Here is a 26,680-nt window from a genome sequence, read left to right as displayed (position 1 = left end):
GATAGATATTCTAAGCAATGAGAACTGAGTAAATGCTGAAACCCGAAACCCGATATGCCATCAACCCCGCGACGGCCAGAACGCTGGACACCGATCAGTTGCGCGATCATTTTCATGTCGGAGATCTATTTTCCGAGGGCGAGATTAGGCTGGTCTACAGTCACTATGACCGCCTGATCCTTGGTTCTGCAGTGCCGGCGGGCGGGACACTGACGCTGGACAGCGTTGCATCGACGGGAACAGCCACGATCCTGGAGCGTCGGGAAATGGGCGTGCTCAACATCGGCGCGGACGGGACAATTCGGGTGGGCGGCGAAACCCACGAGGTGAGCAACGGCGAAGTTCTGTACATCGGGAAGGGTGCTGGCCCCGTGGAATTCGGCGGGGCCGGGCGGTTCTACATCCTGTCTGCCCCGGCGCACCACTCCTATCCGACACGTTTGATCCGGCAGGACGACGCGCGCCGCGTCGAGATGGGCGCAGGGGAAAGCGCGAACAAACGGGTAATCCTCCAGTTCCTGCACCCCGAGGTTTGCCCCAGTTGTCAGCTTTCGATGGGCTACACGCAGTTTTCCGAGGGTTCGATCTGGAACACGATGCCCGCGCATGTGCATGATCGGCGGATGGAGGCCTATCTCTACTTCGACCTGCCCGAAGATGGTCGGGTATTTCACCTGATGGGCGAGCCAAGCCAGACCCGCCACATCGTCATGGCCAACGAGGAGGCGGTCATTTCGCCGCCATGGTCCATCCATGCGGGGGCTGGCACGGCATCCTACACGTTCTGCTGGGCGATGGCGGGCGACAACGCTGATTTCACCGACATGGACATGATCGAAATGGGGGATCTGCGATGACAAATCCTTTCTCACTTGAGGGGCGCCGCGCGATGGTGACGGGGGCCAACACGGGTATCGGTCAGGCGATCGCCGAGGGTCTAGCGCAGGCGGGCGCAGAGGTGATCTGCGTCGGCCGCCGCTCTTGCGACGAAACCGTCGCCCGGATCGAAAGTGCCGGCGGGACCGCATCCTCCCTCATGGTGGACTTCAGCGATCCGATGGCCGGCCAGAGCCTGTTCCAGGGACGCGATATCGACATCCTGATTAACAACGCGGGCATAATCCGCCGCGCCGACGCCATCGACTTCTCCGAGGAGGACTGGGACGACGTGATGGACGTGAACCTCAAGGCGCTGTTCTTTACCACGCAAGGCTTCGCGCGGGCCGTGATGGACAGGCACGGGCAGGGGGCAGTCGTGAATATCGCCTCGCTTCTATCGTATCAGGGCGGGATACGCGTGCCGTCATATACGGCGTCCAAACACGGAGTGGCCGGATTGACCAAACTTCTGGCGAACGAATGGGCGGCGAAGGGCATCAATGTGAACGCCATTGCCCCCGGCTACATTGAGACGAACAATACCGAGGCCCTGCGTGCCGACCCTGAGCGCAACAAGGCCATCCTTGACCGTATTCCAGCCGGTCGCTGGGGCGAGGCGTCGGACATCGCGGGGGCGGCAGTCTATCTTTGCACACCGGCGGCCCGTTATGTGCATGGCGCAGTCCTGAGCGTAGACGGGGGCTGGCTTGGCCGCTGACGCACCGGACCCGCGCCCGGCAACCGGCATCGTGCACCTGGGCCTCGGGGCGTTCTTTCGCGGTTTCGGCTGCGTCTACGTGGCCGATGCGATGGCGGCATCGGGCGGAGATTGGGGCATCGTCGGCGTCTCTCTGCGCAAGCCGGACACGCGCGATGCCCTGCGGGCGCGCCACTGGGCCTATACCTCGGTAACGCTGGGTCAGGATGGTGAGAAATGGCGCGATATCAATGTTCTGAATGATGTTCTTGTGGCACCCGAGGCACCGGAGGACGTCCTGGCCGCGATGGCCGACCCCGCCGTCAAGATCGTCACGTTGACCGTGACTGAAAAGGGTTACTGCCATAACCCGGCCACGGGGGCGTTGAACCTGGATCACCCGGATATCCGGCATGACCTGAGCCATGATTTGCCCATCTCGACGTCCGGCTTCCTTGTACGCGCGCTCGCCCGTCGATGGGCGGCGGGCGTTCCGCCCTTTACTGTTCTGAGCTGTGACAACCTGCCGGATAACGGGAAGCTGGTGCGGCGCGTGGTTCTGCAACTGGCCAAGCGTATCGACCCAGATCTGGCCGACTGGATTACAGAACAGGGGCGCTTTCCGTCAACGATGGTGGATCGCATTACCCCCGCCACCACACCGGAAGATATCGCCCGCATCGACTCCCTGACGGGGTACCACGATGCAGCCCCCGTCCTGCACGAGCCGTTTTCCCAATGGGCGGTCGAAGATGACTTCGTAGATGGTGCACGGCCCGACCTTGCTGCGGCTGGGGTTCAGATGGTGGTCGACGTCATGCCGCACGAGCATATGAAGCTGCGGATGCTGAACGGTACGCATTCCGCGCTTGCCTATACCGGCTACCTAGCGGGGCACGAGACCATCGCCGAAGCGATGGCCGATCCGGTTTTTGCAGACTACGTCCGTGCACTTTGGCATGAGATCGCGCCGACCGTTCGCGCGCCCGACGGCGTAGACCTTGCAGAATATGCGCAGGCGTTGTTCGCGCGCTACGCCAACCCGGCCATTCGCCACCGAACCTGGCAGATCGCGATGGATGGGAGCCAGAAGCTGCCACAACGCATTCTCGGCACACTTCGCGACAACCTCGACGCCGGGCGCGTCGTGCCGGGCCTGTGCCTCGCCGTGGCGGCGTGGATGCGCTACGTCTGCGGCACCGACGAGGCAGGACAGCCGATCGACCTGCGCGACCCCCTTGCTGGGACCCTGCGCGCGCTTACCGAAAACTGTACGACGCCGGCCGAGGTTGTGGCGGCGCTTCTTTCAATGGACGAGATTTTCCCCGCGGATTTGGCGCGCAGGCTGCGTGTCCCTGTGACCGAAGCCGCGACGACGCTGTGGGCCGGCGGCGCACGTAGAGCCATCAAAGGGGTGACAACATGATCGAGAGCTGGCGCTGGTACGGCGAATTCGACAGCATCACCCTTGCCGAGGTTGCCCAGACGGGCGCGCGCGGCATCGTGACTGCGCTTCACGGTATTCCATACGGCGAGGTGTGGTCGCGCGCGGCGATTGCCGACCGCAGGGCGCGGATCACGCAGGCCGGTTTCGACTGGGTCGTGGTGGAAAGCCTGCCGGTGCATGAACGGATCAAGCGCGGTGAAGGCGATCTGTCGGGTCTGTTCGCCAACTATCGCCAGTCGATGGTGCACCTGGCCGCCGAGGGCGTGACGACCATCTGCTATAATTTCATGCCTCTGCTGGACTGGACCCGGACGGACCTGACCGCGCCCGTGGACGGCGGCGCAACTTGTCTGCGATTCGATGCGACGCGGATGGCGGCATTCGAGATCCACATGCTGGGGCGGCGCGATGCCGAGGGCGATTACCCCGAGGGTGTGCTGACCAACGCCGCCAACTGGTTTCAACAGGCCACGCAAGCGGACCGGGACGGCCTTCTGGCGGCGATCATGGCCGGGATGCCCGGTGCATTCGATCGCTACGACGTGGCAGGGCTGAAGACAGCAATCGGGGGGTATGACGGGATCGGCCGTGATGGATTGCGAGCGAACTACAAGCGGTTTCTGGAAGAAGTCGTACCAACGGCCGAAAATCTGGGCATCCGGCTCTGCGTCCATCCCGACGACCCGCCGCGTGACATCATGGGGCTACCCCGGATCGTGTCGAATGGTGACGACCTGGAATGGGTGCTGCGCGCGTATGACAGCCCGGCCAATGGGATCACGCTGTGTTCCGGCTCGCTTGGGGCCAATCCTGCCAATGACGTGACGGCAATCGCGGCGAAGGTGGCTGATCATATTCACTTCGCCCACCTGCGCAACGTGCGCAAGGAAGCCGACGGCTCCTTCGAGGAGGCCGCGCATTTGGACGGCGACACCGATATGGTCAGCCTGATCAAGGTCCTGATGACCGAGGAGGCGCGCCGCTTGGATGCCGGGCGCGGCGACCACGCGATCCCGTTCCGCCCGGATCACGGTCACCACATGCTCTCGGATCAGGTGCGCGAGATGATTCCGGGCTATCCGCTTGTCGGTCGTCTGCGTGGCCTTGCGGAGTTGCGTGGAGTCATGCGCGGTCTGGCCTACACCTAGGCCCGACCGCGATGTTGAGTGCGCCGCGTCCCGCCAACACGCAAGGCCGCTCCAACGGACGATCTGTGACGGCAATACCGCCGACCGGCACGGGTTGATGATTTCGATACGCCGGACGCCCGTCTTCCGGTCAGACAATCCGGTTCGTAAGCCTGCCCAGACCGCTGATGCTGACCTCCATGATGTCCCCTGCGATCAGGTATCTCGGAGGCTTAAAACCGATGCCCACACCTTCCGGGGTGCCGGTTGCAATGATGTCGCCCGGCAAGAGAGTCATTGTCTGGCTGATGGTCGAGATGAGCGTCGGGATGTCGAAAATCAGGTCCGCGACACTGGCCTTTTGACGGACTTCGGTGTTGATCGTGGTCTCCAACTGCATAGCGCGCGGGTCGCCTGCTTCGTCGGCTGTCACGAGCCAGGGGCCCATGGGGCAAAAGGTGTCGATTCCTTTGCCGATAACCCATTGGTTGTGCTTTTGTTGCAGCTCCCGCGATGTGACATCGTTGATGATGACGTATCCAAAGATACAATCCATCGCCGCGTCGCGCGATACTTGGAAGGCACGCGTCCCGATCACCACGCCCAATTCGCCCTCGTAATCAACGGTTCCGGTCGTATCGAGTGAGCCTCTGACCTCCGCATCCGGGCCCACAACCGTTGTCGTTGCCTTGGTGAAGACGACCGGGTCGCTCGGCACCGCTGCCTTGGCGGTCGTGTCGAAGCCCGAGGAGTGAAACTCCGCGGCGTGAGCACGGTAGTTCTTGCCGACGCAAAAGATGTCGCGACGGGGTTCGGGGATGGGGGCAAGCAGTTGGACATCGGACACCGGATGGCGCGCATCGGCCTTGGCCTTCCAGTCGGCCAGGGATCCTGACGCACCGGATACCAGATCGCGTACCGCATTGCCTGCATCAGGTCCGGACGCGCAGGTCACCACGGCATCACCGTCCAGGAATCCCGCACAGACTTTACCGCCAATCTCGAATGTAACCAATTTCATTTCATTGATTCCCCAAATTTAATCGATGAAATGGCGTTTCATCGATAGAAAGGACTGTCAAATGCCTTTGGCCCACCATATTTTCAGGGCACCGTAAGCGATTAAATCTTGAAAGGTCGGTCAGTGCTGCAAGATCATGCACCCAGCGTGTCAGATGCCCGCGCCACCTCGCTCTCGCGTGAAGGTGGCGGGACGCTAACAGACGCGGCCTACGATGCGCTGCGGGTGGACATCATCCGTGGCCTGCGCGGTCCGGGCGAACGATTGCGGATTGAACGGCTCAAGGCCCTCTACGGTGTCGGGCCGACCCCCTTGCGCGAAGCGCTCCAAAGGTTGTCGGCTGACGGTCTGGTAGCGGCATCGGGCAACCGGGGGTTTTCCGTCGCATCGCTCGATGCCGCCGAATTCATCGATCTCAATATCGCGCGAACTGCGCTTGAGACCCAAGCCCTCCGCCTGTCGATCACCAACGGCGACGACCTGTGGGAGGCGGGGGTCGTCTCGGCGGCCTATCGGATGGCCAAGGCAGACACGACGCTGATGTCCGATGGGGGGGCCTCCATCGACGCTTGGGAGGGAATGAACGAGATGTTCCACCTTGCAATGGTCGCGGCATGCGGGTCGGACTGGCTCCTTCGGGTGCGCAAGAGACTGCACGATCAATGCGAACGCTATCGCCGGGCCGCGCTTGACCGGCGGCGCGGCGCGCGAGATCTCAGGGCCGAACACGCCGCCATCGCCGACGCGGTGTTGGCGCGCGACGTGGAGCGCGCTCTCGACCTGACCAAGTCTCATTTTGACGCCACCGTCGAAACACTGTCGGGGCGCGCCGCTCGCTGACTGTGACCGGTTTCGCCGTCTACGTTCTGGCGGTCGCGATAGTTATACTCGTTTCGGGAATGCGATTGCCGAACGGATATCGCATATTGGCGGGCTGACTGCGCCGCTCCTGCTGAGCTGGATCGTGCCGCGTCAGCCGTATTCGAGGAAGACCTGCAACAGGTCCGCACGGTCGAGCATCCCGACAAGTTCTCCATCCTGGACCACCGGGTAGCGGCGAAACGGTCGGTCCAGAAAGATATTCGCGGCCGCCACGATATCGGTATCGTGGTCCATCGTGGACACATACGTGCTCATCGCGTCCGCGACCGTTCCGCTCCATTGTTGATAGTAGCTGGCGTTCAGCGCGGGGCGAAAACAATCCTTCTCGGTCAGGATCCCGATCAGCCGCCCCGCGGCGTCAAGGACGGGTGCCGCTGACTGCCGCTGATCAAGAAGGCGCGCTGTGGCCGTGCGGATCGGGGTATCAGCAGACAGTCGAAGGACGTTGGTCCGCATAACGGATGAGATGCGCCCGTCAGTCATCGGAATTCGCGGTTTGGAGGCGGCGCGGACAGACATCGCATCTCCCTCCGCCGATGCAGGACACACCCTCGCACGCCGTCCGGGGCGGTCGCCCCGTCAGCACAAGTCCAAGCGCCAAGCCCCCGAACACGAGGGTGAATATGCAGATGGACAGGATCAGCTCCATGGGATTGGAAGGCCTCAAGTGTGGTCATTTTTCCAAAATGGTACCGCATGGCCGGTCGCCGGTCCATCGAGGTATTAGATTCAGGCAAACGATGATTTCTGGCGCTGGCAGGTGTGTTCTGAATGCCTCTCCAGCAAGAGTCGTATCGGGAAAACGGACTGACCCTTCGAACAGTCCACCCTCTACTCTCGAACCCGGTGCGACGAATGCGGGGGTCGCATTGACAAGCCCCGATATAAGAGCTGCTCGCTCCTGGATATGGACGTGCGAAAGCCGGACCTGGGCCGTCTGATTCCGGCCATGCGTAAGCGCATGGCGAGTGAACGACTTTCGGGGATTAATCACTCTGCGGGGCATGGGTATCTGACGCCTGACGCACGAGGTATTTGCGCATATTTCAGGCGAGAGGCTTTCCATGACAGTCGTAACCCGGCGCGAATGGGCTCTGCTCGCGTTCATTCTCGTGTATAGTTTTATTCCGACTTTCGGCGGGTTGTTTCGCGTCGTCGAACTGTTTGGCGGCCCGTCGATCGCACCGCCAAATCCGCGCGCCGTCGCCGCCCCGCTCCCCGTCGTGTTGCACATTCTGAGCAGTTTCCTGTTTTGCATCGTCGGCGGGCTGCAATTCCTGCCGAGTCTCAGGCACCATCATCCGGCATTGCACCGCGCGGTCGGGCGCGTAATCGCCAGCGCCGGTTGCGTCAGTGGCTTGACCGGGCTGTGGATGACCCACGCCTATGCGCTCCCGACCGAGCTTCAGGGTGAATGGCTCTATCGCACTCGGATCATACTGAGCCTTTCGATGGTCGGGCTGATCGCCTGGGCCTTTCTGGCCATCAGGGTCCGGAACGTCACAGGGCATCGCGCCGCCATGCTGCGCGCCTATGCAATCGCTCAGGGGGCCTCGACGCAAACGGTTCTTGGCATCTGCTGGATGATCGCGTCCGGGACGGAGCTTTTGGGACCGGTCAGGGATGGCATGATGATTTTTTCATGGGCTATCAATTTTTTGGCTGCCGAAATCGTGATCGGCAAAGTCTTTGCGTCACCATCCCCGCAGACCTGAGGGCTACGGCGCGATCGTGAGTCATTCCGAATGGGTCATGTCGCCCCGATGTGTCGCTCATCAAAATACTTCAACGATTTGTGGTCCAAACCTCGGGACCGTCGCGTTTCCAGCGCAGGTTTTACCCCGGTGCTTGCCGCGGTCAGGCCCGCACCATAACGGGTCGGCAAGGGCCACGCGCATCAAGGATTGGCCCCGGTTGCGATGGGGACAGACGGATCAGTCGGTTGTGATCGTTTCGGGCCGGACCAGCCATTCATGTCCCCTGAGCATGCCTTGCCAATAAAACGGCGGCAGGATCTTTTCCTTTAACAGCCATGCCGCGCGGCTGGGCCGGGTTCCATCGATCAGCATCTTAGGGAAGCTGGGCAGCAGAGTGCCACCGTATCCGAACTCGGCCAAGACAACCTTTCCCCGCTCCACCGTCAGCGGACAGGATCCGTAACCGTTGTACTGTGCCACCGGGGCGCGTCCGCGGATGTCGGCCGTGATGTTTGCGGCCACGACCGGGGCCTGCATCCGGGCCGCCGCCGCGGTCTTGGCGTTGGGCGCATTCATGACATCGCCCAGCGACCAGATGTTGTCCCACCTGGTATGGCGCAGCGTTGCCTGATCGACTGTGACCCAGCCCGCATCGTCCGCCAGCGGTGAAACCCGTATAAAATCTGGGGCGGTCTGGGGCGGGCAGACGTGCAGCATGTCGAACGGCATCTCCACCCGCTCGGGTCGAGTGTCAGGGTGCGACACTTGGAAGGTCGCAATCTTTGCGGGCCCGTCGACGGAAATCAGGTTGTGATGAAAGTCGAGGGCCACGCCGTACAGATCAATGTATTCCATCAGGGCAGGGACATAATCCTTCACCCCGAACAGCACCCCGCCCGCGTTGGCGAAATGGATGTCGATATCGCCAAGGACGCCGCGCCGTTTCCACGCGTCGGCAGACAGGTAAATTGCCTTTTGGGGCGCACCCGCGCATTTGATCGGCATCGGCGGCTGCGTGAACACGGCCCGCCCCTTGCTCAAACCCTGGACAAGCTCCCAAGTGTAGGGTGCAAGATCATAGCGATAGTTTGACGTCACGCCATTGCGGCCCAGCGTCTCGACCAATCCGTCAACCGCGTGCCAGTCGAGTTTAAGCCCCGGACATACGATCAGGCGATCGTATCGCACCACGCGGCACCCATCGAGGATGATCACGTCCGCGTCCGGCTCGAACGCGGCAACGGCGGCCTTTATCCAGCGAACGTCCTTGGGGATGAGCGAGCCCATCGTCCGGGCGGTCTCCGCCGCGTCGAATATACCGCCCCCGACCATGGTCCAGCCGGGTTGGTAATAGTGCGTGTCGGCAGGGTCGATGATCGCGATCTCGACGCGGGGCAGGCGCTTGCGCAAACTGGCCGCGACGGCGATACCGGCTGCCCCGCCGCCGACGATTACGATTTCAAAGGTTGCATCGGCCTGTTCCGTCGGGGTGCGCCCGCCGTTGGCAATACGGCGCACGACGCCGCCCATGTCATAGCCCGCCGCCTTGCTGGTCGCCAAAATCTCGGCCACGTCCAACCGGTCGGCCTGCGACAGCGACCAGAGCGTCGCCGATCGAGTTCCTGTCCGGCAGAAGGCCAACACCGGGCCGGGTAATTCGGTCAGTGCGCGGTCAAATTCCTGCGTATCGGTGTCGGTCACTTTGCCTGTTTCGATGGGCAGGTAGCGGGCCTCCAGCCCCTCTTTGCGGGCGGCGGCCTCGATCTCGGCGAACGACGGCTGATCCGGCCCCTCCCCATCGGGCCGGTTGCAGATGATCGCGCGGTATCCGGCGGCAGCAATGGCCTTCATGTCGCCCGGCGCGATTTGCGGGCTGACGGTGAGGCCGGAGGTGAGTTTGCGGAACTCCATGAGCTTTCCTTCAGATACCGTTGACAGGAACCTTAAGCACCGGGTGTCCGTCAGGATCGCGCGGCAGTTCGCCGGCCCGCATGTTCACCTGCAATGACGGCAGGATCAGCTTGGGCACGTCCAACGTCTTGTCGCGCTCGGTGCGCATCTTGACGAAGGCTTCGCGGGTCGTCCCACCGCCGACATGGATATTGTTCGCCTTTTCTTCGCCGACCGTCGTCTCCCACGCGATGTCGCGTCCGTTGGGACCGTAATCGTGGCACATGAACAGGCGCATCGCGTCCGGAAGGGCCAGTACCTTCTGGATGCTGTCGTAGAGCACACCGGCATCCCCGCCCGGAAAATCAGCGCGGGCCGAGCCTCCGTCGGGCATGAAGAGCGTGTCACCTACGAAGGCCGCATCGCCCATCACGTGCGTCATGCAGGCGGGCGTGTGGCCTGGCGTGTGCATCGCAAGGCAGGCCATACCGCCAACTTCATAGGTGTCGCCGTCGCGGAACAACCGGTCGAACTGGCTGCCGTCGCGCTGAAACTCGGTCCCCTCGTTGAAAACCTTGCCGAAGGTTTCCTGCACGGTGACGATATCGGCCCCGATGCCGATCTTGCCGCCCAGTTGCTCCTGAATATAGGGCGCGGCCGAAAGGTGGTCGGCGTGGACATGCGTCTCGATGATCCAGTCCAGCGTCAGGCCTCGACTGCGGATTTCTTCGATCAGGGCGTCTGCGTGGCCCTGCGTGATCCGCCCCGCAGCGTAGTCGATGTCCATGACGCTGTCGATGACGGCGCAATGCGTGCTGTCTGGGTCCTTCACGATATAGCTGATCGTGTTGGTCGCCGGGTCGAAATGGGCCGAAACATCGGGACGGACATCCATATTCACGGGATAGTTGGTCATGGTTCCTCCTCTCAGACGTCCGCCGCGTGCGGAGCGGTCAGGCGTTGAAGGGCGCGGGCAATCCAGATGCCCGCGATGACGGCGGCGACGAAGATGAAAACCGCAGGGGTACCGGTTCCAAGCGCCGGAAGCGCTCCACCGGGGCAGAAGCCCGCGATGCCCCAGCCGACGCCGAATAGCGCCGAGCCACCGATCAGACGTGCATCCAGATCGGTGCGGGTCGGAACAAGAAACCGGGTTGCCAGCAGCGGCCTGTTGGCGCGCAATACAAACCGGTAACCGATGGCCGTTACGATCAGCGCGCTGCCCATAACGAAGGCAAGGCTAGGATCCCAACTGCCGAAGATGTCGAAAAAATTCAGAACCTTCGCCGGGTTCGCCATCCCTGAAAGGGAAATGCCGACGCCAAAGACGAGGCCGACAATGTAGCTTGCGATCAGTCTCATCCGATCACCCCGCAATCACGTGGCGGATCACATAGACCGTGACCGCGGTTGCAATCATGAAGGTGACCGTCGCGACGATCGACCGGGGCGACAGGCGCGCCATGCCGCAGACGCCATGCCCGGAGGTGCAGCCCGATCCGAAGGTGACGCCGATTCCGACGGTCAACCCGCCGAGGATCAGCATAGGCGTGGTGACAGGTACCTGAACTGGCGGCATTGCCCCCGTCATCAAGAGAACGGCGGCAGGCCCGCTGACCATCCCGATCAAAAGCACCGTGCGCCAGGTCCATTCAGAGCGATTGCTTGGTGCCACGATCCCGGCAAGAATGCCTGTCGCGCCCATGATGCGGCCCATCAATCCCATCAGCATAACAGCCGCGAGCCCGATCAGGGCACCGCCCAGAAGCGATTGCACGGGGGTGAAAAGTGTTTCCATGGCTCAGACCCTATCGCGCGGGGCAGATGGATCATTGATCGTCATCAACGCAGAGGGGTGTAAGCGGGAGTGATTGAACATGAGTCGAACCTCCTTTGGACCCGACCACTGTGTCAGATCCGCGGTAGTGGGTCGGTGACAATGTCACCGTGGTCTCAGGTCCGGGGGATCAGGTACTGTCGCCTAGGCGTTGCAGGCCATCGCGGTCCAGCAGGTCGATCGTACCGCGCGATTGGGCGATCCAGCCGCGGCGCTGGAATTCCTGCAACTGGCGGGTGATGACTTCGCGCGCGGTGCCAAGTTCGACCGCCAGTTTCTGGTGCGTCGTCGAGAGCACATCCGCGCCGTCCGACAGCTCCAGTAATTTCTGGGCCAGCCGTACGTCGATCCGTTGAAACGCGACCTCTTCAATTACCAGGAACAAGTCCGTTATCCGCTTGGAAAAGGTCGCAAAGACGAAGTTCCGAAAAGCCGAAGATTTCGCGACCAGATCATCGAAAACCGTGCGTGGGACGGCTACGGCCCTTACTTGGGTTTCGGCCAGTCCTTCAGCTGAATAATCGTCGTATGCCAACAGGCACGCCGTCGTCAAAACACAGCTTTCGCCTGCATGAATCCGGTAGAGCACGATTTCGCGCCCGGTGTCCGACACCTGTTGCACCCGGACCGAGCCATCCAGAAGGAAAAGCATGTTTTCAGGCGACTTTCCCGGCCCGAAAACGACGGTTCCGGCGGGCATCTTGACCACTTGGCTCCGTGACAGCAGAAGGTCGCGGATCGGCTGTTCCAGGCGTGAAAGGCCGGGAAAGCGTGCGGTCCAGTCAAAGATGGTATCAGTCATGTCTTGCCGCCGCGATCAAACCGTTCCGGCGACCCAATCGGCCAGCGCGGGCAGGATCGGGTCCAAGGCTTGTTGAAATGCCGGAATCAGAAGATCAGGACTTTCGGACGCAGCCACGACCGTACCCGTAAAATCGCGGGAGCCCAGAAAGCGCTGATCGCGGTCCCGGATAAGGCTGCCCGATAGGGCGACGCGAACCGGGATCGCGGCCTGATCGGGGATGGGTTCCGCCTGAAACGCGTCGATACGTAGCAGAAGCGCGACGTCAGGTACCGGGCCGCTTTCGGCCGTGCCGACGTGACCAAGGCGCCCGGTCCCGGCGATGGAGCGGATGACCAGCGATTGCACCAGCATCGGCACCTCCTCGGACCAGCGGGCGTCGGGCAGATAGGCCACCGAAAGCGGGTCTGGTTTCACCAGGATACGGTCGGTGGCGATGGCGGCGGGCGCTTCGGGGCGCGCCACGACCAGCGTCACCTGGCGACGCGCGCCGGTACGGCCGGGCACCGGGGCCAATTCGTACGTCGGCAAGGCCCGCGATGCGCCCGCGAACGCCCCGAGCGTCGTGCAACCCGAGCAGCTTGCGGCAAGGCCTATCATCAGGGCACGGCGGGGCAGGGGCATCATCGCATCATCTCCGGTATTCGGGCACTTGGCTGCCTTGAATGAAGCCCGCCGGGTTCTGTTCGATCCGACGCACCACATCAGACAGGTTGCGGATCAGCGACCGGGCATCGGTGGCGAGCCGTCCGTATTCCGGCAAGGTCGAGGTGCCAAAGGTCCTCAGACCGGGGGTCACGGCGGCGACGGCACCGCCAATGTCTACAAGGACGGATTCCGCACGTGCCGTCAACGTAGGAAGGTCGCGCGCGACAGCGGCGGCGGCGGCGCGGATGTCCGACATTGCCGGACCGATGTCGGCCCGAAGGGTGTCGGCCGCCGAGGTCAGCGCGCTGTCTGCGGCGGCAAGCGCGCTGTCCAGCCGGTCAAGGCTTGGGCCTGCCCGGTCCAGCAGTTCGGTTGCGCTGGCGATGGCTGCCCGGGTCTCCGTGGCCAGCGGGTCCAGCTGATCCGTGGCACCGGCGATGTCCTCGGTTATCCGCCCCAAGGCGGCGCGGGTTTCTGTGCCTGCCGCCCGCAGATCGGCCAAGGCCGCAGGGAGATCGTCACGCAGGGCAGGGGCCGCAGCGTCCATCGCCGCGCGCGCGGAGGACAGGAGCGCGGTACCGTCACCCGACGCCAGCGCTTCGATCCGGTCCGAAGTCTGTTCAAGCGACGCGAACGCCGTCTCGGCAGAGGCCAGCGCGGCGTCAAGGCGCCCCACGCCCGACCGCCAGGCGTCCAGCGTCTGCGGCGCGTCCTCGGCCAGTAAGGTCTTGGTCAGATCGACGACTTCGCGCGCCTCCTCCAAGGCCGGCGTGGCTGCCTCGAAGGCCTCCGCCGCCGCGATCAAGGCTGCATCGGCGTTGGTCAGCGTGTCGCGGACCTGGCCCTCCAGCGCGCTGATCGTATCGCCCAAGCCACCAATTTGCGTGGCGGCCGATGCCAGCCCTTCGGTCAGCCCTGCCATCCCGTCGAGCGTCTCGTCCAGCTTGCCCGAGGCCGCATCCAAATTGGTCAGGATACGAGCGACCTTATCCCGCGTCTCGGGTTGGACGAAGCCGCGCAGATCGGCGATCAACGCTGCGGCATCCGCAATCATTTCCGGTGCATCGGTCAGCAGGGCCTGAAACCCGGTCTGCTGCGACGGGATCAATGGGGGGGCGGCATTGTCCGTGACCAACCGAGGGGCATTGGAGGTGCTGCCCGTGAGTGAGACATAGGCAACGCCTGTGACACCTTGGGACGACAACTGGGCCATCGTGTCCTCGCGGATCGGCGTTTCGGCTTCGACCTCGATCCGGGTGTAGATCAGCGAAGGATCCTGTTCGTAAAGCCGCAGGTCCGTCACACGTCCCACCGGCAGACCGTTGTAAACGACCTCGCCATTGACCGTCAGACCGGAGACATCGGTGAACAAAACGCCGTAAACCGCCGTCTCCCGATCCAGCCGGACCGCGCCCAGCCACAGGAACGCGCCCAGCACGGCACCCATCCCAAGCAGGGTGAACAGGCCGATCAGCAGGAAGTTCGCCTTGATTTCCATCAGCCAGCCCCAATCGCGGCCCGTCCCCTCGGGCCTCCGAGATACTCTTGAAGCCAAGGATGTTGCAACTCGCGTAATTCCGCCAGCGTGCCGGTGGCCAACACGCGCCCCTCGGCCAGAACGGCCACGCGGTCGCAGATCGCGTGCAGCGTATCCAGATCATGCGTCACCAGAAACACGGTCAGCCCAAGAGCATCGCGCAGTTGCGCGACCAGTGAATCGAGCGCCGCGGCCCCTATCGGGTCAAGCCCAGCAGTCGGCTCGTCAAGAAAAACGATCTCTGGGTCGAGCGCGATGGCCCGGGCGAACCCGGCCCGTTTGCGCATCCCACCCGACAGGGCGGATGGCGGTTTGTTCATCGCGTTTTCGGGCAGGCCGACCATCCGGACCTTTATAGCGGCCAACGTGCGGCGCAGATCCTCGGGCAGGTCCATCTGCTCGCGCATGGGGGCCTCCACGTTCTCGCGCACGCTGAGCGATGAGAAGAGCGCGCCGCCCTGAAACATCACGCCCCAGCGGCGGCGCAGGCGCACGAACGCCTCGGGGCTGGTGTCACGGACCGGCTCTCCAAGTACCTCGATCTCGCCGGCAGACGGTTCCAGCAGGCCGACGATCTGGCGCAGCAAGACCGACTTGCCGGTGCCCGACCCGCCGATCACGCCCAGGATTTCGCCACGATGCACGTCGAGGTCCAGCCCTTGGTGAACAACGTTGTCGCCGAACCGGGTTTCCAGCGCGCGGACCTTGATCACCGGGTCATTCATTAGACCCCCACAATGGCGAAAAATACCGAGAAGATTGCGTCAGCGACGATCACGAGGAAAATTGCCGCTACCACGGAGGATGACGTCTGACGTCCAAGGCTTTCGGCGTCGCCCCCGACCCGAAGTCCGTTCCGGCAGCCCACCACGCCGACGATCAGGGCAAAGAACGGTGCCTTGATGAGGCCGACTGCCAAATGCCACGGACCAATGCCCTCGGCGATCCGCGCCGCGAAGGCGACCGGAGTGATGCCGAGGTCCAGCCAAGCCATCGTTGCACCGCCGATCAACCCGGAAATGTCGGACAATATGCCAAGGATCGGCAGGACCAGCACCAGGGCCAGGATACGCGGGGCCACCAGCACCGTGATCGGGTCGAGGCCCAGGGCGCGAAGGGCGTCGATTTCCTCGCGCATCTTCATCGATCCGATGGAGGCCGTGAACGCCGAGGCGGAGCGGCCCGCTACGATGATCGCGGTCAGCAGGATGCCGAGTTCCCGCAGAACGGAAATGGCGATCAGGTCGACCACAAATATCTCGGCACCGAATTGCTGAAGTTGGCTGGCCCCTTGAAAGGCGACGACGACACCGATCAGGAAGGACATCAGGACGACGATCGGAACCGCGTCGACGCCCGTAGCCTGCATATGGTGGACCAACGAAGTCACGCGCAGGCGGCCGGGATGGCGCAGCAGGCGGAACATCTCGACCACCACCTGACCCAGAAATGCGGTCAGGGTCAGCCCCTCGCGCGCGATGTCCCAGACGGCATGACCCAGACCCACAAGTGTATTGCGCAACGGGCGGTGGGTCTCAGGCTCCGGATCCGAGGAAAGGTTCCGGCGGACGGTTTCGATCAGGGCGGCCTGCGTCTCGGTGGCCCCTTCGATGGTGGCCCCTCCCAGTCGCTGTGCGAGGTCAAGAACCAGCCAGGCACCCGCCGTATCAAGGCGCGACACATCGGTCAGCAGAACGCGATCCGCCTTCGCGTCGGCCGGCAACGCGACCTCGCTGACGTGGGCGATCGACAGGTCACCCGACAGGTAAAGACTGCTATCAGAGAGGCGCAGATCGACCCCGCTCACCTAGGGTGTCCCAGCCCGATGCGGGTACCGGCGTTCCCTTCCAGCATCTCGGCGGCGTCCTCCAGCCGTCCTATATATGCACTTCGGCCCGTGCGTCGGGCAAAATCCGCCGCTGCATCGACCTTCGGGGCCATGGATCCGGCCGGCAGGTCCATGTGGCCGGCTTCGTCGGGGGTCATGTGGGGGATGCCGCGGGCGTGGCTGGTGCCGAAGTCCGCCATGACCGACCGCACGTCGGTCAGTAACAAGAGGGCCCCTGCCTCCAGTCTCCGCGCCAGAAGCGATGTTGTCCGGTCCTTGTCGACAACGGCCTCGACACCGCTGAGTCGTCCATCCGGACCGCGGACCACCGGGATGCCTCCACCGCCGCCGCAGATGATCACCGCGCCGCTCTGCAATAGCAGTCGCAGAGCGCGCATATCCGGAATTTCGATAGGCGTCGGAGAAGCCACGACCCGGCGCCAGCCGTTGCCGTCCTTCGCGATTTTCCAACCCTTCGGAAGAGCGCGGGCCTCGGCCTCGGCCCGCGTCCAGACGGGGCCGACGAACTTGGTGGGGTTTTTGAACGCAGGGTCGGCGGCGTCGACAAGGACCTGGGTCAAGAGGGTTGCGACAGGGCGGTCATGGTCCAGCGCATTCTCAAGCTCTCGTTCAATGACATAACCGATCATCCCATCGGTCTCGGCCCCCAGGATATCGAGGGGCCAGAGGTCGGACTGCATCGCCAACATTCCGATCTGCGGCCCGTTTCCATGGGTGATCACCAGATCATGTCCCGCTCGGACGATTCTGGCCAATGCCTCGGCGGCGCGCCCTACATTGCCGCTCTGCGCCTCGGGAGTCATCGCCTGGCCGCGCTGCAAGAGAGCATTGCCGCCAAGTGCGGCCACCACCAGCATGGTTCATCGCCCCAAGGTGACCACGAGGGCCGCCTTGATCCAGTGCTTCCCACGGTCGCCGACAATGGAATGTGGACTTTTGAAGATGTTGTTCGACACCTCGGTTTCCTTCAACCCAAACCGCGCGCAAAGCGTTGCGCGTACCCCTGTCTTGTCATCATGGATATACGATTGGCAATGGATGCTCCGCAGGCCACCGCCCCGAGTGCGCGGTATTTCGATCGACTGGGGGCGGCGTGCTGCGGGGCGATTGCGGGCAAGACGGGCGATGATGCATCCAGCTGCATCGCAGCGCGATTACGATAAGTGTTGCTGGCGATGAGGCGCTCCTTCCGGCCGGTCAGAAGTCGGTCATGTTTCAAGAGTGTTCATACCCAGCAGGCGGTAGAGCGGGCACATACGGAGCAGCCCGGTAGCGACCAGAACCAGTCCGACGATGATCGAGCCGTAGGCCAGCACACCGCTTGACCAGATGGCCGGAATATTGAGTAACGGGGCCAAGATCAGGACCAGGCCCACGACAAGTCGGACCACGCGGTCCACGGTTCCCACATTCGGTGTCATATTGTTCTCCTTAGACGTCGAGCCCGGCTCCTTGTGAAACCTGTGAGCCCATTGCGGTTATGCGCGCGGTCTCGGTCAGATAATCTGACACGATATCGTGCACGAAGTTCGCCCCGATCTGTTGCGCATCAGTCGGCGAAGTGCAGTTGAACAACTGATGCTGAATTTCGGCGTCCTTGGTCAGGCGCTCCGCTAGAAATCGGGCCCATTCGCCTTGAATCCGTGTGGCCCCTTCGAGCATGGTCAGCGGCATTTGTGCCCCGATAGCCCATGGCACCATCGGGAACATGCTCGATGCCGCAGACGCCGGGAATGGGGCGTCGATCTTTGGCGACTTGGACTGCCGTTCGGTCATCATCTGTCTCCTGTTCGGGGCGTTTTCCTGTCATAAAGTTAGGCGCGACGCGGGCCTCGTGCCTTGATCCCCGTCAAGTTGTGCCGGTGTGACCTGCTCCATGATCCATGTGGGACAGTAGGAGCTAATAAATGCTCGAGCACGGACACTCCCCAGAGGAAATCGCCTCCCGGCTGGCGGCCCCGGACGGACCCGGCCATCTGCGCGACGCTCTCTATGGGGGAATTGACGGAGCGGTCACGACCTTTGCGATCGTCGCGGGCGTGGCCGGGGCGGGACTGCCGGTTAGCGTGGTCTTGATATTGGGCATGGCCAATGTCCTGGCCGACGGGTTCTCGATGGCGGTCGGGAATTATGCGGGGACCAAGGCCGACCGCGACCAACGTGCGCGCCTGCGTGTGCGCGAAGACTGGCATATCCGGATGCATCCCGACGGCGAGCGGGAAGAGCTGCGCCAGATTCTTGCACTCAAAGGGTTAAAAGGCGCGTCTCTCGCTTCTGCTGTCGATGCAATCGCTTCGAACAAAGAGGCCTGGATCGAGATGATGCTGACGGACGAATACGGCCTGGCCCCAACAGACCCGGCACCTTTCGTTGCGGCAGGGGTCACCTTCGGGGCGTTCCTTGCCGCCGGAATGATGCCGTTGCTGCCGTTCATGTTGCCGCTGCCGGACCCGTTCGCGGTGTCGGTCGTCATCACCTTGCTGACGTTCCTGCTGATCGGCGCGATCAAGAGTCGTTGGTCGCTGGCGCGGTGGTGGGTTTCCTCGATCGAAACGTTGGTCATTGGCGGCGCAGCGGCGTGCATTGCCTATCTGGTCGGAGGGCTGTTCAATGTGGGGTAGATCGATACGCCTGACCCGTGTCGCTGGTATCGACATCCGCCTCGACGCCAGCTGGTTCCTGATTGCCGCGCTGCTGACGTGGTCGCTGGCCGAGGGTTATTTTCCAGCGTTGGTTCCAGGGACAGGCCCGGCCGAACTTCTGATTGCAGCACTGATTTCCATGCTGGGACTGTTCGGGTCGCTGATCTTGCACGAGTTGTCACACGCGATGGTCGCCCGCGCCTATGGCATGTCGGTCGAGGGGATAACCTTGTTTGTCTTTGGCGGTGTGGCCGAGTTGCGCAACGAACCGCCGGATGCCTTGACCGAATTTCGCGTGGCCATCGTGGGCCCGCTGGCCAGCTTAGCTATCGCCGCGATATTTCTGATGGCCCGTTGGGTCGCGGCCGCGGTCGGGGCAGCCGACCTGGCGGTTGCGGTCCTGGAGTACATTTCGCTCGCGAATTTCGTGCTGGCGGTTTTCAACCTGTTACCGGCCTTTCCGCTCGACGGCGGTCGAGTGCTTCGCGCATTCCTCTGGCGGCGCAGCCGAGATTTTGCCCAAGCGACGCGTACGGCGGATCGCATATCCACGGGTATCGCGCTGGCAATGATGACCCTTGGGGGCATTCAGATTTTGTGGGGTGCCGGGGCGGCAGGGCTTTGGCCGGTCTTGCTTGCGTTGTTCATCCTCGCGGCCTCGCATTCTGCGCGGCTGCAGACGGATATGCGCGAAGCTCTGGCGGGGCTGACGGTTCGGCAGGTGATGCGGCGCGATCCCATCTCGGTCGACCCGGACCTGACCCTCGCCGTTCTGGTGGAAGACGTGATGATGCAAAACGGGATCACCTTCGTCGCGGTGGTGGAAGACGGCCAGCTTCTGGGCATCGTCGATCATGAGACGGTTCGGCGGATCGAGCGCGAAAATTGGGCCCATACCCGTGTTGACGATGTGTTCCTTGCTCTCGGACCCGAGGATGTCGTGACCCCCGATGTCGACGCGACAGATGTGTTCGAACGGATGATCCGTGGCGATCGGCGCAAGTTCCCCGTGGTCACACACGGGCGTCTCGTGGGGGTCGTGACGCTGGCCGATCTGATGGCCCGCGGTCGGCTCAACACCGAGCTTGGTCATTCGCGGGGCTGAACCGGACTGGTCGGACGTGGCGTGACCTGTCATCGTCTGGGAGGCACAACCGAGGGGCCACGGATGGAAGAGGATAACAAAGCGCTGCTGGACGCGTTGCTGGGCGCTGCGGTGGATGCAATCCTGATCGCAGACGCCGACGGTCGCATTTTGCGCGTCAACGCAGCCGCGGCCACCCTATTCCGGTATTCCGCCGATGCCATTTCGGGGCAAAACCTGTCGATGCTGATGCCCGATGACATGGCCGCTAAACATGGGGAGTTTGTCGATCAGTACCTAACAACCGGCGTCAAGCGTATCATCGGATCGGGACGTGACGTTCAGGGCAAACGCAGCGATGGAACGAGGTTTCCCCTCCATCTGTCGCTGGGACGGACCGATATCAACGGCGAGCCGACATTCGTTGCAATCATGCACGATCAGACCCGCAGGCTGATCGCGGAAGAGGCGTTGACCCGCGCCCAGCGCATGGACGCAATCGGTCAGATGACCGGTGGTATTGCGCATGATTTCAATAATTTGCTAACGATCATCGTTGGTAACCTGGAGCTTTTGGAGCTTGCCGGAGTGGATGGCAAGTCCACCGAACTGATCACGGACGCGCTGTCTGCTGCCGAGATGGGGGCGGATCTGACGTCCCGGCTCTTGCTGTTTTCCCGCAAGGGCGAGCTTCGGCCCGAGCGTCTGGATATTGGCGAGGCTGTGAAAGAAACCATGCGCCTGCTGAGACGTACGCTCAGCGCGCGCATCGAGGTCGAGGAGCGTGTCGGATCGGACCCGTGGCCGGTCTCGCTCGACCCGATGCAGTTGCAGACCGCGATCATCAACCTCGCGCTGAATGCACAGGACGCGATGCCCGGCGGCGGCCGACTGCGGCTGGAGGTCGAGAATGTGACGATCGACGACGATTACATTGCGCAGGACGTAGAGTTTCCGCCCGGACAATACGTCCGACTTTCCGTCAGCGACACCGGCGTGGGCATGACACCTGATCAGCGACGTCGCGCGCTGGAGCCGTTCTTCACCACCAAATCGCCCGGAAAGGGCACGGGTCTGGGCCTGTCGATGGTGTATGGTTATGCGCGTCAATCGGGTGGCCACCTGACGCTTTACAGCGAAGTTGGTAGGGGTACGACCGTATCGATGTATTTTCCACGGGCTGAAAAACAGCCATTTCCCAAAAGCCTCCCACACAAGGAAGTCGCCACGTTTGGAGACCGGCGCATGGTGCTGGTGGTCGAAGATGATCCTGTCGTCCGCCGCTTGTCGGAAGCCCGCGTGGCCTCCCTCGGGTTCGATGTCGTTGGTGCGTTCAACGCGCAGGAGGCTTGGGATATTCTGACCGCCCGCGACGACGTGGCCCTCGTCTTCACGGATCTGATCATGCCGGGCGAGATGACCGGCGAGGATCTGGCCCATCGCATTGGTCAGGAACGACCTGACGTCGCAGTCCTGCTGACCTCGGGGTTCTCGGGCGGAATGGCGAACCTGGAAGGGATCGAGGGGGCACCGCGGTTGCTGCGCAAGCCCTATCGCCAAGCCGATCTGGCGGAAGCTTTCGCGACTGTACTCAAGGAGAAGCCCGAGTGACTCAGTGGTCGATTTCCGGCCGCTCCGTCAGCATATAGCCCACGCCCCGGACCGTGCGGATCAGGTCTGGATGCGCCGGGTCACGTTCAATCTTCTTGCGCAGGCGCGCGACCTGGTTGTCGATCGTCCGGTCCAGTGGCGACCAATCTGTCCCGTTGACCAGGTCCATCAACCGATCCCGAGACAGCGGCCGCATCGGATTTTCGACAAGCGCGCGCAGAAGTTTGATGTCTGCCGCCGTCACTTCGCAGGGGGCACCGTTCCGGTCGCGCACTTCCATCCGGTCCAGATCGATCCGCAGGCCGTCCAGCAAAAGGCCCTCGGGCGACTTGTCGGGCCGACTTTTGGTCGATGTCCGGCGGAAGATCGTTTTCACCCGCGCCAGAACCTCGCGCAGATGAAACGGCTTGCAGATATAGTCGTCCGCACCCAATTCCAGCCCGACGACGCGGTCGATGACATCGCCTTTGCCGGTGATGATGATGATGGGGATGTCGGTCTCAGTGCTGATCTCGCGGGCTAGATCCAATCCGTCCTCCCGCTCAAGGTTCAGGTCCAGCGTCACAAGGTCCGGTGTGCGGTCCGACAGGGCGCGGCGCGCAGCCGCGATGTCTGCGGCTTCGTCCACGTCAAAGCCCTCGCTCTCGAAGGTCTTGCGCAACAAGGCGCGGATTTTCTCCTCGTCGTCGATGACGAGTATTCTCCGTGCATTCATGCCATTTCTCCGACGGCAAATGGTGATCCGGCACGGTTCTGGCCCAACCGATCATGCTTTGAAAGCGCTTCTCGCTACAATCTGTGACAAAAAGATACACTGACCACGTAATGACTGCGACAAGGCAAGTCGATGGTGGAGGCTTCCAAACTGGGGGGTTTGAAATGCTTGCGCTTAATCCTAGCGAACGACGCGTCCACGTTGCACCGCGCCGGATACAACTTCATCCTGTCCGCACGCTCCGCGAAGGTGAGTCTCTCTTTCGCGAGACTGATCCCGCGTCGTACCTCTTCGAGGTCGTGTCAGGGGTCTTGCGACTGACCCGCCTGCTGGAGACGGGACGCCGCCATGTGATCGGCTTTGCACATGCAGGCGATATCGTGGGCTTTTCAGCCGATGGAAGGCATTCCGCCGATTGCGAGGCGCTTTCGCCTGCAGCGCTTCTTGCTCACCCAAGGGGTGTTCTGGAGGGTTCGGAAGACGATGGCGACACGCATCAACAGGTTCAGCTGGCCGCCCTGCGTCAGATCGAGACGTTGCAGGATCACCTGCTGCTGATGGCAAGACCGGGAGCCTGTGGAAAACTGGCGTCCTTCATCCTCGCGCTTGCGAACCGTCATGGTTCTGATGTCGAGGGACGCCTCGTCGTGGAGTTGGAGATGCCGCGCGCCGACATCGCCGACTATCTGTGCATGACCGTCGAAACCGTCAGCCGGTCTCTGACCAAGATGCGCACGCGCAACCTGATCCGGCTGGAAACATCGCAGCGCATCATCATCCTTGACCGCACCGGTCTGGAGGAATTGGCGATGGCGGAGTAATTCCGCCATCGCCGGAACCGTACTGAAATTGGCTTCGGTGAAATGGCCTTGAGCGAAATGCTCTCTTGCTGAAACTCAGTCGCCGCCGAGCGTATCCGTTGGCCAGAAGTCACGGATCGCCGGGGGCAATGCATGGCGCACCTGTCGCAATTCGCCGTCGGAGACACGATTGCCGATGGTGGCAAAGACCGCGGCGATGTCCTCGCGCCCGCGGTACCCGTCGACTTGGCCCACCCGGGCCTCAATCGCTTTGATGAAATGCTCGGCGCTGCGGTCCGTGAGAGGCGTAATGGCGGGGCGCCAACCCTCGAAAAACATTCCGCGGATTAAAAGCGGCATCTGCGCCGAAAGCTGCGCGACCTCTTCGTGCGGGATGTGGTCACGTACCTCGGTCAGAACCGCCCGCATCAAGCGTAATGCGTCGCGGCTGCTGGGCCAATCGATCCGTTCGCGCAACTCGTTGACCCATTCATGGGTCAACTGAACCGTGTGATCGAGAACTTCCAGATTCTGTGCCGACATCATCCAACTCCTATCCCGCTCGTCCCGCGGCCTGCGGACACACTTTAAGTCTAGGACGCCGGTCATCCGTCGCATTGACGGACGTCAACGCACGATCTGTCCGCCAGGGGCAAACTGATCCCGCCGATGTGGCAAATCAAATTTTTTCTGGAGACGACATATGTCCAATAAGCACGTGACAAAAACCGAAGTGTCGCAAGGTGCCGGCTGGCCTTTCCTTCCGGCACTGCAGATGGAATTTAACCAGTTGCTTGACCGTTTCGATGGTTTACGGGCCGAAGTCGGATCGCGGCTTGTCCCCGCCATCGACATGTCCGAAACCGACGATGCGGTAGAAGTCACGGCCGAGGTACCAGGACTTAGCCCCGACGAAATCGATGTTTCGATCGTTGATGATCGCCTGGTTCTTAAGGGTGGGCATGACGAAAAGCGCGAAGAGAGCGGCAAGGACTGGCGCATGGTCGAGCGCCGCTCAGGCAGTTTCCGCCGCGTCGTGCCGCTGGGCTTTTCGCCCGATTCCGAGGGGATGAAGGCCAAGCTGGCCGACGGTGTACTGCATCTGACCATCACCAAGCCGAGCGATGCGAAGACGAAAGCGCGCAAGGTAAAGATCGAGGCGGCGTGAAATCTCGCGACGGGGCAGGGGGCGTTCGACACACGTCCCCTGCAAGATCGCCCCCGGATCCGGCGTGATCCAAGTCGGCATGATCGTGGTCAAGGCGCGGTTCCGCGTCATGCGGAATAATGCGCCGATGAAGCATGTCACCTCATTTTCGTTTGCGGAAGTATCGTCCGTTGATACGCACGAACTGCACGATCAGGGCGGTCGCGAAGCCAAATTTGCGGCCTGTCAGGTAGATCGTTCCCGTCAGCGCGCCCAAGGTCGCACCGATGAGGTCGGCCAGCAGGTCGCCCATCGTATCGTTCAAACCGGATTTCTGCATCGTCAGGCCGAAGGTGTGATCCATCGTAAACTCGAACAGCTCCCACATGACACCAAGCGTGATGGCCACGCAGGCGGCAATCAGTGTCAGCGCCCAGATCGGCGCAGCGAAACGGGCCCCCTCAAACAGCATGAGCACGAACAGGAAGCCCGCCATGCCCAAACCCGTGGCGGCGACGGTGTGCAGCGCGATGTCCCACCACCAGATACGCTCGTACATGTCGAACGCCTCCCCAAGCAGAAGCGAGGCCGTCAGAAAGCCGGCCAGTGCCAACACGAAGGGCAGGGGAAGCACGATCTGGAACCGGGCGGCCAAAACCAATGGGGCCACCGTCAGGGCCAAGGCCAGAGTGGACACCGCAGCGAGGATCGGTCGATCCACGACCAGCGCCGTCACGGCAAGCAGCGCGAAAGCGATCCAGACACCGACGATCACGCGGCGTCGCAAACGGGGGCGCAGCCTCCCGGGCTCGTCCGGCTGGCCAGCTACAATATCCGCAAGGCCGTTGGGCTGGACTGGCGGCGGAACCCCGCGCGGATCCTCCGGGTGGCAGACGATATCGGTGCCGACGTCCTGGCGTTGCAGGAGGCCGACAAGCGGCTGGGCCTGCGCCCCTCTGCCTTGCCGCCGGGCCTGTTGGCAAGGTCGGGCTGGCGACATGTGCCGGTCGGGCCGGGTGCGAACCTCGGGTGGCATGGTAATGCGATCTTGCTGGCCCCCGGCTCCAGACTGTTGTGGTCCGAGGCCATCGATTTGCCGGGGCTTGAGCCGCGCGGGGCCCTGCTTGCGGGGATCGAGGCACGGGGCCGGTCCCTGATCGTGGCGGCGGTGCACCTTGGGCTGATGCGGCGGCACCGGCGCAGTCAACTGACCGCCCTGGCCGATCGCCTTCGGGGGCACAAAGGGCCGATCATCGTCGCGGGGGATTTCAATGAATGGTCCCGCAGCGCTGGCCTGGAGCCCCTGACTGAAGAGTTCGATATCCACACGCCGGGCCACAGCTTCCATTCCGCGCGGCCCCTTGCCGGATTGGACCGTTTCGCCGTGCGCCACGGCACACGCCTTCACGGCGGCGGCGTTCTCGATACGCCCGAGGCACGGCGCGCCTCGGATCATTTGCCGATCTGGGCCGACCTCGACCTGACCTGATGCAGGATTATTATCTCCTGACTTCATGCGGAGAAGAGTACAGGCACCTTGGAATGTTCGACAAGGCCGCCGGTCGTGGCCCCCAGGAAGAAGGCATAGGTGCGCGAGTGGCCATAGGCCCCTGCGACGATCATGTCAGCGCCGACTTCATTCGCTTCATGGATCAGCATCTCGGCAACGGATTTTCCGTGCGGCACGCGGTGGGTCATCGTGACGTTGTGGCCATGGTGCGCCAATGTCGTACTTATGTCGGTCATGGCACTGTCTCGCAACTCGTCCACTTCGTCCCCAATATGCACGATGTGGATATCCGCCCCTTTATGAAGCAGCGGCAGCATGTCGAAAGTAGCCCGTGTGGATTCCCGCGTGCCCGCGTGGCCCAGCACGATGCGTTTGCCGACCGTCTCACCCATGCCTTCCTCGGGGATCAGCAGAACCGGCCGTCCGCCGTCTCGGATCACGCGGTCCAGAGCATAGCGCTGATCGGCCCGATCATAGGCCTTGTCCGGCCGTCCCATGACCACAAGATCCATGGCGCGTGCGCTGTCGATCATACGATCAGATGCAGCTGTCGCATCCGCCCGAACAAACCGCCATTCGGCATTGACGCCCCTGCGTTCGGTGACAGACCGAAACACTTTTTCGATCGCCTCACCCTCCTCGCGCTGCGCGATGTTGAATGTCTCGAAAGTCGGGCCGGGTACGTGCATGGCGATGCCGGGATAGATGACGACTGCCTCCATCGTGTGTTGCCCCACGAGATGCGCGTCAAAGCGTTCTGCCAACGCTGATCCTGCCTCGGACAGACGCGCGGCGGAAGGTTCATTGAGCAGGCAGGTCAGGATGCTGCGGATGGTCATGGCGCTCTCCATAGGTGTT

The 26,680-nt window shown here is 62.5% G+C and carries 30 protein-coding genes; 12 read left to right on the top strand and 18 right to left on the bottom strand.

Annotated features, from left to right (window positions below; genetic code table 11):
• Window positions 1-32 precede the first annotated feature (32 nt).
• The 4 genes from kduI to uxuA are packed head-to-tail and all read left to right on the top strand — an operon-like array spanning window position 33 to window position 4,171.
• Window positions 33-857, top strand: coding sequence for a 5-dehydro-4-deoxy-D-glucuronate isomerase (kduI, locus tag BLV27_RS13475; protein WP_092646850.1), 825 nt, complete (start codon window positions 33-35; stop codon window positions 855-857).
• Window positions 854-1,597: a 2-dehydro-3-deoxy-D-gluconate 5-dehydrogenase KduD gene (gene kduD / locus BLV27_RS13470; RefSeq protein WP_092646848.1), complete on the top strand. Its 744-nt coding sequence runs from the start codon at window positions 854-856 to the stop codon at window positions 1,595-1,597. The genes kduI and kduD overlap by 4 nt, the downstream gene beginning before the upstream one ends.
• A complete protein-coding gene (locus BLV27_RS13465; RefSeq protein ID WP_244504669.1) occupies window positions 1,587-3,002 on the top strand; it encodes a mannitol dehydrogenase family protein in 1,416 nt (471 codons plus the stop codon). Before kduD ends, BLV27_RS13465 begins: the two co-directional genes overlap by 11 nt.
• Window positions 2,999-4,171 carry a mannonate dehydratase gene (gene uxuA, locus BLV27_RS13460; protein ID WP_092646846.1) on the top strand — a complete coding sequence of 391 codons (1,173 nt, stop codon included), beginning with the start codon at window positions 2,999-3,001 and terminating at the stop codon, window positions 4,169-4,171. The genes BLV27_RS13465 and uxuA overlap by 4 nt, the downstream gene beginning before the upstream one ends.
• A 130-nt stretch (window positions 4,172-4,301) precedes the next feature.
• Here uxuA and BLV27_RS13455 read toward each other — a convergent pair whose 3' ends face one another.
• The gene (locus BLV27_RS13455) at window positions 4,302-5,171 is read right to left on the bottom strand and encodes a fumarylacetoacetate hydrolase family protein (protein ID WP_092646844.1); all 870 of its coding nucleotides are present in this window, start codon (window positions 5,169-5,171) and stop codon (window positions 4,302-4,304) included.
• A gap of 147 nt (window positions 5,172-5,318) precedes the next feature.
• On the opposite strand from BLV27_RS13455, the gene BLV27_RS13450 reads away from it, so the two are divergent.
• Window positions 5,319-6,011, top strand: coding sequence for a GntR family transcriptional regulator (locus BLV27_RS13450; protein WP_092646941.1), 693 nt, complete (start codon window positions 5,319-5,321; stop codon window positions 6,009-6,011).
• Between the two features lie 132 nt (window positions 6,012-6,143).
• Here the strand turns inward: BLV27_RS13450 and BLV27_RS13445 are convergent, their stop codons facing one another.
• Window positions 6,144-6,572: a CBS domain-containing protein gene (locus BLV27_RS13445; protein WP_244504668.1), complete on the bottom strand. Its 429-nt coding sequence runs from the start codon at window positions 6,570-6,572 to the stop codon at window positions 6,144-6,146.
• Between the two features lie 545 nt (window positions 6,573-7,117).
• Between BLV27_RS13445 and BLV27_RS13440 the strand changes: the two genes are divergently transcribed.
• Complete coding sequence (locus tag BLV27_RS13440) at window positions 7,118-7,768, top strand: DUF2306 domain-containing protein (protein WP_092646840.1); 651 nt, start codon at window positions 7,118-7,120, stop codon at window positions 7,766-7,768.
• Between the two features lie 219 nt (window positions 7,769-7,987).
• On the opposite strand, the gene BLV27_RS13435 is transcribed toward BLV27_RS13440, so the two are convergent.
• The 12 genes from BLV27_RS13435 to BLV27_RS13380 all read right to left on the bottom strand — a co-directional run bounded on the left by BLV27_RS13435 (window position 7,988) and on the right by BLV27_RS13380 (window position 18,089).
• Window positions 7,988-9,661 carry a bifunctional protein tyrosine phosphatase family protein/NAD(P)/FAD-dependent oxidoreductase gene (locus BLV27_RS13435; protein WP_092646838.1) on the bottom strand — a complete coding sequence of 558 codons (1,674 nt, stop codon included), beginning with the start codon at window positions 9,659-9,661 and terminating at the stop codon, window positions 7,988-7,990.
• Between the two features lie 10 nt (window positions 9,662-9,671).
• A complete protein-coding gene (locus BLV27_RS13430; RefSeq protein ID WP_092646836.1) occupies window positions 9,672-10,556 on the bottom strand; it encodes an MBL fold metallo-hydrolase in 885 nt (294 codons plus the stop codon).
• Window positions 10,557-10,567: 11 nt separating this feature from the next.
• Window positions 10,568-11,002: a DUF6691 family protein gene (locus tag BLV27_RS13425; protein ID WP_092646834.1), complete on the bottom strand. Its 435-nt coding sequence runs from the start codon at window positions 11,000-11,002 to the stop codon at window positions 10,568-10,570.
• A gap of 4 nt (window positions 11,003-11,006) precedes the next feature.
• Window positions 11,007-11,438: a YeeE/YedE family protein gene (locus BLV27_RS13420; protein ID WP_092646832.1), complete on the bottom strand. Its 432-nt coding sequence runs from the start codon at window positions 11,436-11,438 to the stop codon at window positions 11,007-11,009.
• Between the two features lie 169 nt (window positions 11,439-11,607).
• Window positions 11,608-12,279: a Crp/Fnr family transcriptional regulator gene (locus BLV27_RS13415; RefSeq protein WP_092646830.1), complete on the bottom strand. Its 672-nt coding sequence runs from the start codon at window positions 12,277-12,279 to the stop codon at window positions 11,608-11,610.
• 15 nt (window positions 12,280-12,294) lie between these two features.
• Window positions 12,295-12,906 (bottom strand): ABC-type transport auxiliary lipoprotein family protein, encoded by a 612-nt coding sequence (locus tag BLV27_RS13410; RefSeq protein ID WP_244504667.1) that lies wholly within the window; start codon window positions 12,904-12,906, stop codon window positions 12,295-12,297.
• 4 nt (window positions 12,907-12,910) lie between these two features.
• On the bottom strand, window positions 12,911-14,425 hold the full coding sequence (locus BLV27_RS13405) for an MlaD family protein (RefSeq protein WP_092646828.1): 1,515 nt from the start codon (window positions 14,423-14,425) through the stop codon (window positions 12,911-12,913).
• Window positions 14,425-15,189 (bottom strand): ABC transporter ATP-binding protein, encoded by a 765-nt coding sequence (locus BLV27_RS13400; RefSeq protein WP_092646825.1) that lies wholly within the window; start codon window positions 15,187-15,189, stop codon window positions 14,425-14,427. The genes BLV27_RS13405 and BLV27_RS13400 overlap by 1 nt, the downstream gene beginning before the upstream one ends.
• Window positions 15,189-16,271, bottom strand: coding sequence for an MlaE family ABC transporter permease (locus tag BLV27_RS13395; RefSeq protein WP_244504666.1), 1,083 nt, complete (start codon window positions 16,269-16,271; stop codon window positions 15,189-15,191). The genes BLV27_RS13400 and BLV27_RS13395 overlap by 1 nt, the downstream gene beginning before the upstream one ends.
• Window positions 16,268-17,170, bottom strand: a complete 903-nt coding sequence (locus tag BLV27_RS13390; protein ID WP_092646823.1) for a carbamate kinase — start codon at window positions 17,168-17,170, stop codon at window positions 16,268-16,270. The genes BLV27_RS13395 and BLV27_RS13390 overlap by 4 nt, the downstream gene beginning before the upstream one ends.
• Before the next feature lie 351 nt (window positions 17,171-17,521).
• Window positions 17,522-17,734 carry a YgaP family membrane protein gene (locus BLV27_RS13385; protein WP_092646821.1) on the bottom strand — a complete coding sequence of 71 codons (213 nt, stop codon included), beginning with the start codon at window positions 17,732-17,734 and terminating at the stop codon, window positions 17,522-17,524.
• Between the two features lie 10 nt (window positions 17,735-17,744).
• Entirely contained in the window at window positions 17,745-18,089 is a 345-nt protein-coding gene (locus tag BLV27_RS13380) for a hypothetical protein (protein WP_139176657.1), read from the bottom strand.
• 131 nt (window positions 18,090-18,220) lie between these two features.
• Between BLV27_RS13380 and BLV27_RS13375 the strand changes: the two genes are divergently transcribed.
• The 3 genes from BLV27_RS13375 (at window position 18,221) to BLV27_RS13365 (ending at window position 21,650) form a co-directional block, all read left to right on the top strand.
• Window positions 18,221-18,934 carry a VIT1/CCC1 transporter family protein gene (locus tag BLV27_RS13375; RefSeq protein ID WP_092646817.1) on the top strand — a complete coding sequence of 238 codons (714 nt, stop codon included), beginning with the start codon at window positions 18,221-18,223 and terminating at the stop codon, window positions 18,932-18,934.
• The gene (locus tag BLV27_RS13370) at window positions 18,924-20,060 is read left to right on the top strand and encodes a site-2 protease family protein (RefSeq protein WP_092646815.1); all 1,137 of its coding nucleotides are present in this window, start codon (window positions 18,924-18,926) and stop codon (window positions 20,058-20,060) included. The genes BLV27_RS13375 and BLV27_RS13370 overlap by 11 nt, the downstream gene beginning before the upstream one ends.
• 63 nt (window positions 20,061-20,123) lie before the next feature.
• Window positions 20,124-21,650, top strand: coding sequence for an ATP-binding protein (locus tag BLV27_RS13365; protein WP_092646813.1), 1,527 nt, complete (start codon window positions 20,124-20,126; stop codon window positions 21,648-21,650).
• 1 nt (window position 21,651) lies between these two features.
• Here BLV27_RS13365 and BLV27_RS13360 read toward each other — a convergent pair whose 3' ends face one another.
• Entirely contained in the window at window positions 21,652-22,365 is a 714-nt protein-coding gene (locus tag BLV27_RS13360) for a response regulator (RefSeq protein ID WP_092646811.1), read from the bottom strand.
• Window positions 22,366-22,529: 164 nt separating this feature from the next.
• Between BLV27_RS13360 and BLV27_RS13355 the strand changes: the two genes are divergently transcribed.
• Window positions 22,530-23,186 carry a helix-turn-helix domain-containing protein gene (locus BLV27_RS13355; protein WP_170831461.1) on the top strand — a complete coding sequence of 219 codons (657 nt, stop codon included), beginning with the start codon at window positions 22,530-22,532 and terminating at the stop codon, window positions 23,184-23,186.
• Between the two features lie 75 nt (window positions 23,187-23,261).
• On the opposite strand, the gene BLV27_RS13350 is transcribed toward BLV27_RS13355, so the two are convergent.
• On the bottom strand, window positions 23,262-23,708 hold the full coding sequence (locus BLV27_RS13350) for a DUF2267 domain-containing protein (protein WP_092646807.1): 447 nt from the start codon (window positions 23,706-23,708) through the stop codon (window positions 23,262-23,264).
• A 160-nt stretch (window positions 23,709-23,868) separates the two neighbouring features.
• On the opposite strand from BLV27_RS13350, the gene BLV27_RS13345 reads away from it, so the two are divergent.
• On the top strand, window positions 23,869-24,333 hold the full coding sequence (locus BLV27_RS13345) for an Hsp20/alpha crystallin family protein (protein ID WP_092646805.1): 465 nt from the start codon (window positions 23,869-23,871) through the stop codon (window positions 24,331-24,333).
• Between the two features lie 142 nt (window positions 24,334-24,475).
• On the opposite strand, the gene BLV27_RS19790 is transcribed toward BLV27_RS13345, so the two are convergent.
• Window positions 24,476-25,087, bottom strand: a complete 612-nt coding sequence (locus BLV27_RS19790) for a DUF2238 domain-containing protein (protein ID WP_244504672.1) — start codon at window positions 25,085-25,087, stop codon at window positions 24,476-24,478.
• 42 nt (window positions 25,088-25,129) lie between these two features.
• Between BLV27_RS19790 and BLV27_RS19785 the strand changes: the two genes are divergently transcribed.
• Window positions 25,130-25,801 (top strand): endonuclease/exonuclease/phosphatase family protein, encoded by a 672-nt coding sequence (locus BLV27_RS19785; RefSeq protein ID WP_244504671.1) that lies wholly within the window; start codon window positions 25,130-25,132, stop codon window positions 25,799-25,801.
• Between the two features lie 23 nt (window positions 25,802-25,824).
• On the opposite strand, the gene BLV27_RS13335 is transcribed toward BLV27_RS19785, so the two are convergent.
• The gene (locus BLV27_RS13335; RefSeq protein WP_170831460.1) at window positions 25,825-26,661 is read right to left on the bottom strand and encodes a universal stress protein; all 837 of its coding nucleotides are present in this window, start codon (window positions 26,659-26,661) and stop codon (window positions 25,825-25,827) included.
• Window positions 26,662-26,680: the final 19 nt, after the last annotated feature.

It is taken from the genome of Jannaschia faecimaris, from assembly GCF_900107415.1.
Classification (GTDB): Bacteria; Pseudomonadota; Alphaproteobacteria; order Rhodobacterales; family Rhodobacteraceae; genus Jannaschia; species Jannaschia faecimaris.
Note: the sequence above shows the minus strand (reverse complement) of the source record. Positions and strands in the feature narration are given on the sequence as shown.

Coding starts and splice junctions, on each gene's coding strand:
- kduI (WP_092646850.1), top strand. CDS start 33: ATGCTGAAACCCGAAACCCGATATGCCATCAACCCCGCGACGGCCAGA.
- kduD (WP_092646848.1), top strand. CDS start 854: ATGACAAATCCTTTCTCACTTGAGGGGCGCCGCGCGATGGTGACGGGG.
- uxuA (WP_092646846.1), top strand. CDS start 2,999: ATGATCGAGAGCTGGCGCTGGTACGGCGAATTCGACAGCATCACCCTT.
- BLV27_RS13455 (WP_092646844.1), bottom strand. CDS start 5,171: ATGAAATTGGTTACATTCGAGATTGGCGGTAAAGTCTGTGCGGGATTC.
- BLV27_RS13445 (WP_244504668.1), bottom strand. CDS start 6,572: ATGTCTGTCCGCGCCGCCTCCAAACCGCGAATTCCGATGACTGACGGG.
- BLV27_RS13440 (WP_092646840.1), top strand. CDS start 7,118: ATGACAGTCGTAACCCGGCGCGAATGGGCTCTGCTCGCGTTCATTCTC.
- BLV27_RS13435 (WP_092646838.1), bottom strand. CDS start 9,661: ATGGAGTTCCGCAAACTCACCTCCGGCCTCACCGTCAGCCCGCAAATC.
- BLV27_RS13430 (WP_092646836.1), bottom strand. CDS start 10,556: ATGACCAACTATCCCGTGAATATGGATGTCCGTCCCGATGTTTCGGCC.
- BLV27_RS13425 (WP_092646834.1), bottom strand. CDS start 11,002: ATGAGACTGATCGCAAGCTACATTGTCGGCCTCGTCTTTGGCGTCGGC.
- BLV27_RS13420 (WP_092646832.1), bottom strand. CDS start 11,438: ATGGAAACACTTTTCACCCCCGTGCAATCGCTTCTGGGCGGTGCCCTG.
- BLV27_RS13415 (WP_092646830.1), bottom strand. CDS start 12,279: ATGACTGATACCATCTTTGACTGGACCGCACGCTTTCCCGGCCTTTCA.
- BLV27_RS13410 (WP_244504667.1), bottom strand. CDS start 12,906: ATGATGCCCCTGCCCCGCCGTGCCCTGATGATAGGCCTTGCCGCAAGC.
- BLV27_RS13405 (WP_092646828.1), bottom strand. CDS start 14,425: ATGGAAATCAAGGCGAACTTCCTGCTGATCGGCCTGTTCACCCTGCTT.
- BLV27_RS13400 (WP_092646825.1), bottom strand. CDS start 15,189: ATGAATGACCCGGTGATCAAGGTCCGCGCGCTGGAAACCCGGTTCGGC.
- BLV27_RS13390 (WP_092646823.1), bottom strand. CDS start 17,170: ATGCTGGTGGTGGCCGCACTTGGCGGCAATGCTCTCTTGCAGCGCGGC.
- BLV27_RS13385 (WP_092646821.1), bottom strand. CDS start 17,734: ATGACACCGAATGTGGGAACCGTGGACCGCGTGGTCCGACTTGTCGTG.
- BLV27_RS13380 (WP_139176657.1), bottom strand. CDS start 18,089: ATGACCGAACGGCAGTCCAAGTCGCCAAAGATCGACGCCCCATTCCCG.
- BLV27_RS13375 (WP_092646817.1), top strand. CDS start 18,221: ATGCTCGAGCACGGACACTCCCCAGAGGAAATCGCCTCCCGGCTGGCG.
- BLV27_RS13370 (WP_092646815.1), top strand. CDS start 18,924: ATGTGGGGTAGATCGATACGCCTGACCCGTGTCGCTGGTATCGACATC.
- BLV27_RS13365 (WP_092646813.1), top strand. CDS start 20,124: ATGGAAGAGGATAACAAAGCGCTGCTGGACGCGTTGCTGGGCGCTGCG.
- BLV27_RS13360 (WP_092646811.1), bottom strand. CDS start 22,365: ATGAATGCACGGAGAATACTCGTCATCGACGACGAGGAGAAAATCCGC.
- BLV27_RS13355 (WP_170831461.1), top strand. CDS start 22,530: ATGCTTGCGCTTAATCCTAGCGAACGACGCGTCCACGTTGCACCGCGC.
- BLV27_RS13350 (WP_092646807.1), bottom strand. CDS start 23,708: ATGTCGGCACAGAATCTGGAAGTTCTCGATCACACGGTTCAGTTGACC.
- BLV27_RS13345 (WP_092646805.1), top strand. CDS start 23,869: ATGTCCAATAAGCACGTGACAAAAACCGAAGTGTCGCAAGGTGCCGGC.
- BLV27_RS13335 (WP_170831460.1), bottom strand. CDS start 26,661: ATGACCATCCGCAGCATCCTGACCTGCCTGCTCAATGAACCTTCCGCC.